At 37.7% G+C, this 13,662-nt stretch carries 9 protein-coding genes; all 9 read right to left on the reverse strand.

Annotated elements, in window-relative coordinates:
• Nucleotides 1-8: 8 nt before the first annotated feature.
• Genes bglX through EZ428_RS19080 form a run of 9 tightly spaced genes read right to left on the reverse strand, consistent with a single transcriptional unit; the run spans nt 9 to nt 13,627 of the window.
• Nucleotides 9-2,279: a beta-glucosidase BglX gene (bglX, locus tag EZ428_RS19040; protein ID WP_131554791.1), complete on the reverse strand. Its 2,271-nt coding sequence runs from the start codon at nt 2,277-2,279 to the stop codon at nt 9-11.
• Nucleotides 2,280-2,329: 50 nt separating this feature from the next.
• Entirely contained in the window at nt 2,330-2,593 is a 264-nt protein-coding gene (locus tag EZ428_RS19045; RefSeq protein ID WP_131554792.1) for a hypothetical protein, read from the reverse strand.
• Between the two features lie 25 nt (nt 2,594-2,618).
• On the reverse strand, nt 2,619-3,968 hold the full coding sequence (locus EZ428_RS19050; RefSeq protein WP_131554793.1) for a right-handed parallel beta-helix repeat-containing protein: 1,350 nt from the start codon (nt 3,966-3,968) through the stop codon (nt 2,619-2,621).
• 32 nt (nt 3,969-4,000) lie between these two features.
• Nucleotides 4,001-4,909: a DMT family transporter gene (locus EZ428_RS19055; protein ID WP_131554794.1), complete on the reverse strand. Its 909-nt coding sequence runs from the start codon at nt 4,907-4,909 to the stop codon at nt 4,001-4,003.
• Nucleotides 4,906-5,844 (reverse strand): ROK family protein, encoded by a 939-nt coding sequence (locus EZ428_RS19060; protein ID WP_131554795.1) that lies wholly within the window; start codon nt 5,842-5,844, stop codon nt 4,906-4,908. The genes EZ428_RS19055 and EZ428_RS19060 overlap by 4 nt, the downstream gene beginning before the upstream one ends.
• The gene (locus EZ428_RS19065) at nt 5,841-8,456 is read right to left on the reverse strand and encodes a glycosyl hydrolase-related protein (RefSeq protein WP_131554796.1); all 2,616 of its coding nucleotides are present in this window, start codon (nt 8,454-8,456) and stop codon (nt 5,841-5,843) included. The genes EZ428_RS19060 and EZ428_RS19065 overlap by 4 nt, the downstream gene beginning before the upstream one ends.
• Nucleotides 8,457-8,481: 25 nt before the next feature.
• Nucleotides 8,482-9,408, reverse strand: coding sequence for an SIS domain-containing protein (locus EZ428_RS19070; RefSeq protein WP_131554797.1), 927 nt, complete (start codon nt 9,406-9,408; stop codon nt 8,482-8,484).
• Between the two features lie 25 nt (nt 9,409-9,433).
• A complete protein-coding gene (locus tag EZ428_RS19075; protein ID WP_131554798.1) occupies nt 9,434-11,620 on the reverse strand; it encodes a GH92 family glycosyl hydrolase in 2,187 nt (728 codons plus the stop codon).
• Between the two features lie 3 nt (nt 11,621-11,623).
• Nucleotides 11,624-13,627, reverse strand: a complete 2,004-nt coding sequence (locus EZ428_RS19080; protein WP_131554799.1) for a glycoside hydrolase 5 family protein — start codon at nt 13,625-13,627, stop codon at nt 11,624-11,626.
• Nucleotides 13,628-13,662: the final 35 nt, after the last annotated feature.

The following is a 13,662-nucleotide window of genomic DNA, read 5'->3' on the forward strand; positions in this document are numbered from 1 at the left end:
GCTGCTAATTATTTAAGTTCGAATGTTGTTTCCAAAACATCTCTAGAGTTACCACCTACAAATATTTTGAATTTTCCCTTTTCCAATATGACATTGCCCTTATCATCAAAAAAGGACAAATCTTTTGCGCCAAGTTGAAAAGTGATGGTTTTTTCTTCTCCAGCCTTAAGGCCGATCTTTTTGTACGCCTTTAACTCTTTTACAGGCCTTACAATAGATGCGGTAATGTCATTTATATACAATTGCACTATTTCTTCGCCATCATATTTTCCTGTATTTTTTACGGTTACGCTAACATTTTGAACTTGCCCAGAATTTAATAAGGGTAAATCGAGGGATAAATTCCTGTAATTAAAAGTCGTATAACTCAATCCATAACCAAACGGAAACAAGGGCTGATTTGGGATATCTAGGTAGCGAGAATAAAAGCTATCCCCCCCTGGATCGGGAGCAGGTCTACCTGTATTAAAATGGTTATAGTAAACTGGCACCTGACCAACTGCATAGGGAAAACTCATTACAGTTTTAGCCGTGGGATTATAAAGCCCCTTTACAACATCGGCAACAGAATTACCTGTTTCGGTACCCAATAACCAGCAATATAGAACTGCATTGGTGTAAGGCAAAACTTGCGTTAGCACGAGTGGCCTACCTGCAGTAACCAGTGCAATAATTGGCTTGCCTGTTTGGTGCAGTGCTTTTAACAATGCTATTTGCCCAGCGGGTATATTAATGTCTGCCAGTGATTTATCCTCTCCAGAAACTTTTCCAGAGATTCCAATATTCACAATTACCACATCAGCAGCACTGGCATTATTTACTGCTTCAGCAATTAATTTTTCGCTAGTCTCGTTTTTCGAATTGTAACCATCGGCGAAAGTCAAATCTTTATATTGCGCTTTCAATCCATCATAAACAGTTACATAGGTATTGTAATCGCTTGTCCCTTTCCACATATCCACCATATCTGCCTTGCTGTTTGCATAAAAACCAACCAGCGCAATTTTTTTATCCTTACTGGCCAGGGGAAGCAGTTGATCCGAATTTTTAAGAAGTACAATACTTTTGGTTCCTGCTATCCTGGCCACTTTCCTGTGCGCTGGCGTTAATAAATTATCCTTTTCCCTTTGTTCATCAGAAAATCTGTAAGGATTTTCAAATAAGCCCAGCTTAAACTTGTAATACAATATCCTCCCAACGGCATCATCTACTTGTGCAATGTTCAATTTCCCTTCCTTTATTAATTGTGGCAAATGATTTATCACACTTTTACTTTCCATATCCATCATACTACCTGCTTTTAAGGCTTTCAGTGCAACATCTTTGTAATCGGCTGCAAAACCATGAGGAATCATTTCACCAAAAGAATTCCAATCGCTTACCACAAAACCTTTAAAGCCCCATTTATTTTTTAACACTTCGGTAAGTAAAAATTTGTTGCCACTTGCAGGTATTCCGTCTAAAACATTAAAAGAATTCATTACGGTTGCTGCACCAGCCTTTACTGCCGCCTCATAAGGTGGCAGGTAAGTATTCCACAGCTTAGAACGAGAAACATCTACATTATTATAATCCCTCCCACCTTCTACTGCGCCATAAGCTGCAAAGTGTTTTACGGTGGCTAATACATTATATTCACTTTCTAGTTTTCCTTGAAAGCCCTTAACCCTGGCTGATGCAAGCAGTGAAGCATAATAGGGATCCTCACCAGCACCTTCCATTACCCTACCCCAACGAGGGTCTGTACTTATATCGCACATTGGTGCAAAAGTCCAATGCAATCCTGAAACCGCAGCTTCTTTTGCAGCCACTTTGCTATTCTCTGTTACTTGATCTAAATCCCAACTGCAGGCTTCAGCTAAAGGAATGGGAAACAAGGTTTTGTAACCATGGATCACATCATAACCAAATAAAAGGGGAATGCCCAATCGACTTTGCTCTACCGCAATTTTTTGCACACTTCTTGTGGTTGATGCGCCAATGGTGTTTAAAAAAGATCCTATTTTACCCGCCTTTAACATGATTAGTTTTTCCTGTTGGCTGGTCGCATTAAGCCCTGGACCGGTAAGGTCCCCACTGTTGAGTTGATTGAGTTGCCCAGCTTTTTCCTCAATGGTCATCTTGCTCAACAAATCCTTAACCCTAATCTGTATGGGCACGTTAGGATCCTTGTAAAGTTGTTTTAACTTGCCCTGAGCAAACAAAGTGGCAGGCATTATTACCAAGAGTAATTGTAAGTAAATTATTTTATTTGCGCTTTTATAAAAATTGATTGTCATTTTTTTTAATATAAATTGAATAAGGCCGTATTGATTAATTGATCGTGTTATTATTTCCAGATTCCATTTTGCCTTATAAATGAAACCAAGGTATCAGCCATAACCTGATGCTCATTTTTCTTGGGATGGCCGGGTGTATGTGTTTTGACAGCATTAATGTTATCAGCCTTTACTTCAATTGCAATGTTGCCATATCCTTGAGATCTATTATCAAAGTTCTTAAATCCAAAGCAAATCACTGTAAACACTAATACCACCAATAATAGATAGCGATTTGTTGTGCTGGTTATTAGCCAATTCTTCTTAAATTTCATGCTTTTAAGTATGATTTAAATTGGATTATCTGTAATAGCCTCTATTTAAATTTCCCTTGTGTCTTAACAGTTTTAGGGCTGTATCATTTTCAAACTTAAATTCCACGCTTCCAGAACCCATAGCTAAACTTTTAGGCGATAGTTTAAAATCATGTCTTGTTGGGTCAATTCCTGGATTAATAAATAGAGGATCAGCTAGGATATTATTGGTGCCGTCAAAAAAATCTTGATTTTTGGGATAGATGTTATACTCCCACCTTATCCTGGTATTCTTGTTATCAGACGTTACTGCTCCTCCTGGCTTAGGGACAATGATGTTATTCATGATCACAACATCGTCACACCTATTTGGAAACAATTCTTGATAGCCAACAACCTGGCCATTCCAATAAGTAGTGTTATTGATAATATCAACGTGGGCGGTACGAAATGTGTGTATGCCAGAACCGCCATTATACACACTTAGATTGTAGGCAATTAAGGCTCTTCCCTTCCACTCCGGTCGGCGTGGCTTTAAAGGCTGTGTCTTTTTAACGACAGTATCAACGGCAGCATCTGCATTTGGATTTGTAGCTCCCTGCTTTTGATCGGTAACATCAAGCAAAATTCCATTTCCATCACTTAATTTACCCGTTTTTTCCCATGGAACAAGTGTTTTATTATTCCACACTTTGTTGCGTACAATAATGATATGGTAGCCCGGTTTGTCATCAAATGCCCAATTGTTCAAAGTGGTAATACCAGACCCTGCGTAACGCATATACCAGGCATTCTCATAAACTTTACAATCCTCAATCGTTACATAATCACCTTCTAAAACAGTTATTCCGCCGCCAGGGCATTTACCCACTTCGCAGTTACTGATTCTGATGTGATGAGGCTTTTTATCTGGAGCATTTTCCCTACCTTCTACTATAATTCCGTTAGTATTGTACTTGGCATTTGGCGTTTTATTTTTGGTATCACTTATGGCATCTATCAGTGTAATGCTATCATTGTTACCTATTACCTTTAGCCCCTCAATATTTATATAGGAGCCTAAAATAGTTATACCTCCCCATGAGAATGGTCTTATTTCGGGGGTAGCGCCTAATTTTGCTTTAAAGGTAATGTACTTGTCAACCGTGCCAGAAGTACGCAGGGTTAAAATAGAATGCCCATTATTTGCCGTGGAACTATCGTAAATTCCATCCGCCACGATCACGGTATCACCTGGTTTAGTTAAATCTGCAGCGCTTTGAAGGCTGCGAAATGCCGTTGACTCTGTTTTACCTGAATTTTGATCATTTCCCTTCCCAGAAACAAACCAGGTTTGTTGTGCTGAAGCCAAGTAGGTTAAAAAGAGCATGGAAAGGGATAGAAATAATTTTTTCATTAAAGTGGTTTTAATAGGGTGGTGTATTTATGTTAAGGTTTATTTTTTAGTATTGGTTCATAGCTTAGCGCTATTGCAGATAGTATGGCAAAGGATATGCCTATGCCTTCAATTATACCGAAGCGTTCGGACAAGAATACCACAGCAAAAGCGATGGTAAAAACAGGTTGAAGTGCCCCAGCAATGGTAGTGACCTTTGATGCCTTTCCCATGGCTCGATAAGCAGCAAAGCTTGCCAATACACCTAGTCCATTAAACATACCAGCGAGTGAACCTAACAAGAATGTATCCCTTGGAAAATCATACTGAATTATGCCAAGGCACATGAATAGTATTGAAATAATTACCGACGACACGATAAAGCTTAGATATGACCACTCTGCCGACACATAATTTGTGGTAACTTTTTGTGCTGCACTAAATATGCCCCAAAACAAAAGCGCAATTAATGCATAAACTAGCCAAGTGTTTAAATTGAATCCTTTTAAAAAAGCTGACGGATTTTCGAAGAGCATTGTTTGCCCAGAAAGCATTACAACAGCGGGCACAGCAAATAAAATACCAACTACATTTATCCAATTTAGCTTCTCTCTGAATATAAAAACTGCAATTGCAATGGTTATCAGGGGATATAAATTTGTAACGGGAATAACTATGGCCGCAAAACCACCACTCACAAAAGACTGGTAAACAGCAACATTACCTGTAATAGCTAAAACGCCAGCAATCAAACCCCAAACAATACCTCTTAATTGAGGCTTTGTTCGAATTATTTTTGGAATAATGAATGGTACGGTAACTAGCATCCCAATTGTAAATAAGAAATGGTTGGTGTAAGGATTGATGTCACTAGATACAAATTTTGCCACTACGCCCCATATACCCCAAAATAGAGCTGCCAAAACTGCATATAAAAGCCAATTATTCTCTTTCAATTTCATGATGATCTAACTTTTTGATTGCTGAATAAAGCGGCACTGCCAATAACACCAGCGTGTTCTTGCAGCATAGAATTTTTAATTACAACCTTATAATTTTTATAGGGATACAACAAATTTGGATCGTAGAGTTCTGCCATATAATCGGTTAAGCCTTTTGCAACCCCACCTCCCAAAACAATAACATCAGGAGCATAGATATTGATGTAATTGGCAATTCCAATTTTCAGGTTCGCTATCAAGTCTGCCACTAAAAGCACCGCCATTGGATGCCCGTCTTTATTGGCCTTAAAAATATTTTCGGCAGTTAACGGTAGGTTTGGAAAACGATTTTCCCAACCCAAAACCTCGGCAGCCCTGCAGATACCGCTTGCAGAAACCAATTCTTCTAAACATCCGATTCGCCCACAATAACATTTTATTCCATTTGCTGATACACTTAAATGGCCAGCCATGTGCGCATACGGTGTACTGTCAACAAGCTTTCCATTAACAGTAAAACCTATGCCCAAGCCAGTACCTAATGTTAATACCAGTACTCTATCAAACTCTTTTCCTTCTCCATAGTTAGCTTCGCCTAAGGCAATTACCCTAGCATCATTGTCTATTTTACATGGAATTTGATGGGTGTTTTCTATTAGTTGTTTGAAGGGGTAATCTTCCATAAAAGGTAAAGAACCGTAGGTAGAATCTACTATTCCATCTTCATATACAAAACTCGGTACTCCAATTCCAATACCCTTAATTGGATAACCATCATTGCTACTTTTATCTTTAAACTGGCTTATCGCCTCAGCTATTTGCTTAAAAAAAACAGTTGAGGATTTTGTTTCTGTGGCATAAACCAACACCTCTGCTACTTTTCCCAATTCCAGGTCAACCAAGCCAATTTTAGTCCTAGTTCCCCCAACGTCTATACCCACTACAAGTTCTTTCATTTAGTTTTTATTATTGGGATTGATGTTAAACGATAAGTATTGATTTGATGAGGGTTAAATACTGTTTTAATTTTCCCATTTACAGGTTTAATTAAAAATTGGTTGGTTTCAATATGAGAGGTTTTCCAAGCACCAATAATAGGTTTATTAAAGCTTAGGGTTGGTTGTAACAAATCTGGTTTCATGTTCCAAAACCTTGTAATAATTCCATTTTTAATTCCTTCTTCTGCTGGCTTGATACTCCAAAGAAGCACATTTGCATCGCTAATGTTAAGCAGTGAAAATGAGTTCCCCTGCGATCCCTTTAATCCGGTGACAAATGCTGCAGTTAAGGGGTTTTGATGAGCTAAAGATAATTTCATGGCACGTGTGGCATTAAACTTATCCTGATGAGGAAATAAAGCAAAATGATAATTGAAATTTTGCTGCCCAAGTTGATCGTGAATACCCAAGACACCATTATCTTCAACCTTTTTATCTATTCTACCACCTGCAAGTGCCTGTAATTGTGATGAACTTTCATCCAGGCTATCCATTCTACTTTTTCCAAGCTTAAAAAAACTGCAGTCAACATTAGATATGGTTACACCATGGTCAGCGTTGCTCAAATCTGCAAAATGATTAAATGTTTGCCAATCATATCTTGCAATCTGATCTGCATAGTGACCACCATTAGATTCTTTCTTAACGGTTAAAACAGCTCCCACTTCTTCATGCCTGGTGGTAGGATGATCGATATTGAAAGAAAAAGCCCAAGTTTTATTGTCTTTAAAGTTGGTATCTATGCTGTTTTCTATTTCTATTTTGGTATCGAGGGCGTATAATGTAAGTCTAACCGTGTGTAATAAAGGATGGGAAGATACGGCCTTAAAAGTGACCGATACTGGTCCTGCATTTTCAATTTGCAAAGGCTGACCAATGTTTACATCAACAACTCCTAAATCATTTAAATATTTACCATCTATTTGCTTAACTAGTGATTTATTGTTTGCCTTTTTATCTACAATTTCGGTAATTACACCAGATTGGGTAAGTTTAATTTTATAGTTTACGTGATCTATATAACCATTTTTTAGTGTGGCAACGGGTAAATAGTTTTTTGCAGCACCCTTTCTAATTTCAAACAATTTATAACCAACAGAAGGTATGTTCTCTGCCAAAATCCTTAAATACGATATGCCTTGCTTTGTAATTGATTGACTGGGAACTTCCAATTGGGTGCTTACATCTATTACCTTTACGGGTTCTGTACCTTTATAAGGTATATCTGCAATATCATTCCTAATAAAACTTAAAGGGTTAAAAACATAAAATCTATCATCTTTTGTTTTTTGAAGCTGGTTTCCCAATGTTTTAACGCCAAGATCATATAAAGAGTCTACGTAACTCTTCAGGTTTTCCTTTAGTTTAACTTGCCATAACCCCCTAACTTTATTGTTAACGGGGCCATCTCCTGTCCAATTATGCTCCCAGTATAAACCTAAGGCATCCCAAGCTAATTTTCGCGAAGGTAAAAGTTGGTCAGCAAAATTGGGTTGTGTCAATGACACCAAGGCACTCAGTGCCTCTGCAGATCTTAATTTTTCAGTTGCCCGTCTAACCTCTGCGGTGGTTTCATTCATGGATGCACAGAGCAGGTCCCATTCATTTCCATAACTTACCGAACGAATGGGTAGCTTAGGATAGGTCTTATCAAAATCCATAAAAAAATCTTCTTCATTTGAAACGCGAACAGTTTGTGTCGCATTCGTCTCTGCCTTGGCAACCTCAATAAAGGGATCGGCTATAAATGTTTGCAAGTTGTCATGGCCATAGCCAAATGCACCTGCTATTTTATAAGGGTATTTTGAATTTTTATCTAGGTCTCTTATCACATTAACTGCTTTCCTCAATTCTGCAGGAATATCTAACGATTTCATGTCAAACCTGCATTCTCCGTACCCACCTAAACTGCCTGTTGTTTTCTCGTTATAGGCATACCATTTCATTAATACCGATGTCCCATCAAGTCCTTGGTATCGATGCATGGGATATTGCCTATTTGCCCTGCTTGGATAAGACAGCTGACTTCCATAACCTCCTATTCCTTTCCAACTATATTTAGCCCCAGAACCTGCCCATAAAGAACTCAAGCCAAGGGGTAAAGTGTTGTTTTCCATTGAAGATGCCATTGTAAAGCGCAATTTATAATTTCGCTCTAATTGCCCTGCGTAGTACATACCTCTAATCGCCGCTTCAGCAGGTTGAGCACCAAACGTGCTCACCACGCTATTGAGTTGACTACTGATATGGCCGGACTTTATTGCGGCAATTAGTTTGTTGAATTGGGCAATAGATCTATATTTTTGATAGGCATTTAACCAATAACTTCCATCACAATTAAATCTATTTTGAAAGTTTGTTGGAAAATTTTTTGTAGAGTCTATCTTTCTAAGATGATAATCGATCATTTTAACAAAAACAGAATCATATTGCGCTTCATTTCCAGACCACATGTAATCAGTATGGTCATCGTTTGCTAGGTAAAGACGCTTTTGTTGTGCCTTTAGGGTAAAACTGCAAAAGGCAAGTAACAATACAACAAGAGGCTTAACTTTGTAAATTTGAAACATAATTTTAAAGCTTATCTGAGTTTTTTCAATCTTGGACTTGAGTGACTTTACCACCAACGGTAAATGTTTCTTTAATATTTAGGTACTGTGCTAAATAATAGGCCATGAAATTAAAGGGTATAATATTGTTCAGTATAGAAAAATGCTCCTTAACCGCAGGTTCCTCAACACAAAAAACGTGGGCACCTGCTGCTTTTATTTTTTCAGAAAGATTTAATCCTCGCTGATAGGAAGGCCCTTGAGCAAGAATCTGAATTACAATGCTATTTATAGCAGTTTCTTTAGGACCATGATCATATTGTGCCATTGCCAGTCCATTGAAATTAATCTTAGTGCTTTCGCTCATGATTAATGCCGCCTGAAATGCAGTTGCGATATTTGGACCACTGCCAATTATATATATTCCATTAATTTTTCCACTTTTTAATAATGAAAATATCTTTTCTGCCATTTCTTTTCCGGTATGTTCATATTCAGAAAAATTATTCACCATCACATCGATAGTGGTTTTTGCATCATATCCTAATCCTTTAAAAAGTGCCAATAAAGTATTGATATAAGAATTTGAAGAAGAATATTGCTCAATACCTGCTTTTAAGTCTACGATTGAATCTACATTATCTGCATTGCATAGCGGACTATCTTTGTAATTAGAAATTGCAGTATATTTATCAAACATTTTAGTGCACCACAACGCTTCTGTGCTTAGACCAGATTGGGATAAGATTACTCCATTTGGTATCACATCTTTTGGATTAAAGTAATTAAAAAATTCAGAGGCCATTTCTGGTTGAATTTGCTTACCCATATACTTAAATGCCAATGGAGCAAAATAAGAAGAACCCATACCCAGATAAGGTGCATTTAATGGTAGTTTATATGTTCTATGATCATTCCAAAAGTCCATTGCTCTTTTGGGAATTTCACTGATTTCTAAATATTGCTGATCCATTGTTTCGTATTATTTAAATCTTCTATTAAAGCTTATTGGTCATTTCAAAAACGATAGTTCCTCCCTTTTGGATAATGTTATGCGTAATGATGTTTCCTTGCCATTTTACACCATTAACCAAAATACTTTTAATGTAAATGTTTTGTGGAGAAGCATTTGGCGCTTCGATTGTTAGTACCCTGCCATTACTTAAATGTATTTTGGTTTTTTTAAATGATGGCCCAGTAAGGTAATAGATATCCTGACCAGCGTTGGGAAAAAATCCCATGGCAGAAAACATATACCAAGAACTCATTGCACCACTATCATCATTGCCAGGGTAGCCTTTATCTGTAAAGGATTTAGTCATTAGTTGTCTAACCCAGAAACTAGTTAAATCTGGTCTATCGGCATAAATAAAACCGTGAACTGCCAAGAATGCTGGCTCATTATCATAGTGTATAAGGTGTTTTTCAAAACCATAATTCAGTTTTTTCACAAACACATCCTTGCCTCCATTTAGTTCTACCAACTCTTTAAATTGATGTGGCATAAACCAGGAGTAATTCCATGATGATGCTTCATAGAAATAATTCTTCCAAGAACCTGGGTATGCTTTCAGATCAACAGGTATAAAATCGCCGTTTAAAGCTTTGGGCATAATAAATCCTTTATAGCCATCACTTTCTGCATCCTTATTCCATAAGTTAATCCATTGTTTACTTCTTGCCAAATAATTAGCATAATCATCCTGTTTACCTAAACCTTTGGCAACTAATGCAGTACAGTAATCGTTGTAACTATATTCCAGAGACATTGAAACATTCATGATTCCTGGCACAACCCATCCCAATTTTTTATATGTATTTGATGCACTGTCTTCTTTTTTCCATCCAAAGCTTCCCAATCGCCCATTATCTGCATCATGTTTTAGTAATTTATAGGCTTCGTCCCAGTTTATTCCAGGCACCTTTTTTACATAAGCATCTGCAATGATATTATCAATATTGTTACCTCCTTGCTCGGCATCCATGTCATTGCCATTTACAAAAGCATCTTTTACCTTACCATACTTTTTATACCTAGCTATAAATGAATTTACTGTACCACTAACCAATGGGTGGTTGATCAGAGCGTGTAAAGGATACAGTGTGCGCCAAGTATCCCAAACTGCAAAATGATCATCCCACATTGGTACATCCTTACCAAAAGCCTCGGTATCATTTGTACGGTTACGAGGCATTAGATTTGCATGGTAAAATGCGGTGTAAAAAATTGTTTTCTCTTTCGGTGTTCCTCCTTCTACCTCAATTTTTTTCAATAAACTATTCCACGTATTTCTAGCTTTTTGTTTTGCGGTCTCATAATTCCAATCAGGTATTTCTTGATTTAACCACTGTTTTGCCTGATCAATGCTCTTGTAGGAAATGGAAACTTTCAAGTAAATCACTTCATCTTGTTGAGTTGCAAATTTTACAAATGCACCAACACGATCATTTTTGTTGACCAAAGCCTGTTTTACTGAGCCAGTATTGATTTTACCATTTAACCAAGTTCCATATTCCCTTGGCTTTTTACTGATTTTAACAGCATAATAAATAGTGTAGGGACTAGCGGCAAAGCCACCCTTATACCTTCCAGATCCAGAAAATGATTGATGATTGACATCATCAAAGTGTACTTCACCCATAGATACCTCACCCTTGATCACTGGTTTGATATCCCCGGGTAGAGCATGTGTAATGTCTAGCAGTAAATGAGACTGGCTTGATTTTGGAAAAGTAAATTTATAAATGGCTGAATGGTATGAAGGGGTAAAAGCAACACCGATGTTATATCGGTTCAACTTTACAGCATATTCATAAGGTTTTGCACTTTCTTCGGTTTTTGGAGAATCGTGTTCTTTTTCCCCTACCGCAAGGCCTATTTGCGGAGATATAAAAATCTGTCCGTTTGTCCCCCAACCAGTGCCACTCACATGCAGCTGTCCAAATCCGCGTATCGGTTCAAACGGACTATAACCATCATCTTCTCCATTTTGCGTCTGTGGGCTAGGGCTTATTGAGCCAGAAGGTAATTGAGGACCAATTACACAATTTGATATCTTATCGATTACTCCAATTCTATTATCAACATAATCAACCGGCTGCTTTTTTGTTTGTGCCTGCACACTGATATGGCATCCTATAGCTATCCAGAAAAAGCCAATTGAAAAGTATTTTATCTTATACATATATTATTTTTTTAAAAGAAGAACCAGTGCATCATTACCTTTCAACCTTGCATCATTTCCATTTGGCAAATCACCATATAAACTACTTTCAATCTTCCATCCGGTTTTTAACTGTATTTTAGTATCTGCATCTAAAGGGTTATAGTTGATTAGTATGACTACTTTTTCACTATCACTTATCGAATGTTCAGTTGTTAAAACACTCTGATGCTGTTGGGTGAGTATGCGCTCGTTGATTAGCGAATTGGCTATCGTTTGATAAATTCCGCTATATTTAGGTTGCCCAACATCAAAAGCGCCAGGTTTTTTAGCTAGGTTTAATTCTAATGGAAATGTGAGGAGATATATTTTACCTTTTCCATAATTGGCTTGTAAAAAAGAGGGATTACCGTCAGCCTCTGTTGCAAGTAATGTGGCAGTTTTGTTTTTAATTTGATAGCGACGTTCAGCGGACGCAGAAAAATTCAAGTTTTCACCAGAAGGTAATTTTGAGATGAAATTAATTAGACCAGCTCTTTTGCTATTGGTAGCTATTTCTATTCCCAGCGGTTCTGTAAACGAAGGCAAATAGGCATCATCCAAAGAAATATATAAAGTAGCTCCCTGACTTACCTTTAACAACAGCTTGGTCCAATAGTCATTGTAAACCGCATCAATTCCTTTAATAGAGGGTAATAGGTAGAGTGGTGCATCTTTAATTTCTTGACCAGCCTTTTGAAACGAAAAATCAAATCCTGCTTGTTTAGCCAAAATATAACTGCTGTAAGCTACTGCCCAATTATCTTGGTTGTTGCTTAAAATGCAGATTGCTTCCTTTTTCCTTGAGGGAAGTATCTGAAACGGCAACTGATCAATAAACTTACTAAATTTTTTAAACTCGCCCAGTACAGGTTTTGGAGTCCTATCTTCTTTAATCAGGCCTAATTCCATTTCAACAGAAGCATAGTTATAAGGAGCGTATGGCAACTTAGTCTGATCATAGGCACACCACCAAAACGTGCCCAAACCGTCATTTGCCCAGTTAGAGAATAACGCAGTTCTGGCAAAGGCTACTTTTTCCGTTTCACCGCCAACCATAGGCCCCATTACTCCTGTTTCTTCTACCAGGCATGGCTTGCCAGCCACATCACTGTACATAGAAGTTTCGGCCGCTGCATGGATAATTGTTCTCAAGCTATTAATTGGATCCTGACTTGCGTAGGGTGTCCATAAAGAATAGGGGTGGGTAGTTAATATATCTGTTAGCGCTGCCTGATCTTTTATTAACCATAGCCCTTTATCATCAGCAGTTAAGCTATGCATACCAGAAACTATTGGGCGTGAATGATCTATGCTTTTTATGGCTCCTGAAATAACTGATGACCAAACGTACGCCTGAAAAGGATTTTTAACGTTCTCAATTACATTACATTCATTGCCAAAATCCCAAGCTACAATTGAGCTATTATTTTTAAACCTTTTAACAAAAGTGGTTACAAATTTTTGTTGCCACATTAAAGATTCAGGATCGGTTAAAATATTTTTTCCCTCAAGAGCTGGTGGCACATACAATTGCCCACTCATCCAGCCTGTAATTAATCCAACTACTAATTGTAGCTTATGTTTTTTTGCCAAGCTAGCTAATGTCTCAAAATGCTGTAGCTGAAGTTCACTTACCCCATTTTGGCCAACCTCTGTTAAGGGTAGCGTTTCGTCCTTGAACGAAACATATTTTACATCACCACCAGAAGTATAAATCTTGTTTATGGGTTGAAAATCTGGCCATAATGGAAATATGCGCAATACCTTTATTCCATTTGCAGCTAATTGCTTAAAATCTGCCTCAATAACTTCAGGACGCCAATTAGACCACATGTGGGTTCCTGCATGAGAAGCCCAATAGTTACAGCCCACCATAAAGGTTCCTGGCTTGCCAAAAGCTTGTTCTTGTGCAGATGCCTTGAAACTAAATATGCACAGCAAAAGTAGGATACAGCTATTGATATTTTTTTTGAATTCGATCTTCATAAAGTAAATATGTTCTTAAAACGGGAGCGGCTCTT

This window comes from Pedobacter frigiditerrae, from assembly GCF_004331645.1.
Classification (GTDB): domain Bacteria; phylum Bacteroidota; class Bacteroidia; order Sphingobacteriales; family Sphingobacteriaceae; genus Pedobacter; species Pedobacter frigiditerrae.

Bases quoted from the DNA above. Each gene is read 5' to 3' on its own strand.
- bglX (WP_131554791.1), bottom strand. From the start codon at position 2,279: ATGACAATCAATTTTTATAAAAGCGCAAATAAAATAATTTACTTACAA.
- EZ428_RS19045 (WP_131554792.1), bottom strand. From the start codon at position 2,593: ATGAAATTTAAGAAGAATTGGCTAATAACCAGCACAACAAATCGCTAT.
- EZ428_RS19050 (WP_131554793.1), bottom strand. From the start codon at position 3,968: ATGAAAAAATTATTTCTATCCCTTTCCATGCTCTTTTTAACCTACTTG.
- EZ428_RS19055 (WP_131554794.1), bottom strand. From the start codon at position 4,909: ATGAAATTGAAAGAGAATAATTGGCTTTTATATGCAGTTTTGGCAGCT.
- EZ428_RS19060 (WP_131554795.1), bottom strand. From the start codon at position 5,844: ATGAAAGAACTTGTAGTGGGTATAGACGTTGGGGGAACTAGGACTAAA.
- EZ428_RS19065 (WP_131554796.1), bottom strand. From the start codon at position 8,456: ATGTTTCAAATTTACAAAGTTAAGCCTCTTGTTGTATTGTTACTTGCC.
- EZ428_RS19070 (WP_131554797.1), bottom strand. From the start codon at position 9,408: ATGGATCAGCAATATTTAGAAATCAGTGAAATTCCCAAAAGAGCAATG.
- EZ428_RS19075 (WP_131554798.1), bottom strand. From the start codon at position 11,620: ATGTATAAGATAAAATACTTTTCAATTGGCTTTTTCTGGATAGCTATA.
- EZ428_RS19080 (WP_131554799.1), bottom strand. From the start codon at position 13,627: ATGAAGATCGAATTCAAAAAAAATATCAATAGCTGTATCCTACTTTTG.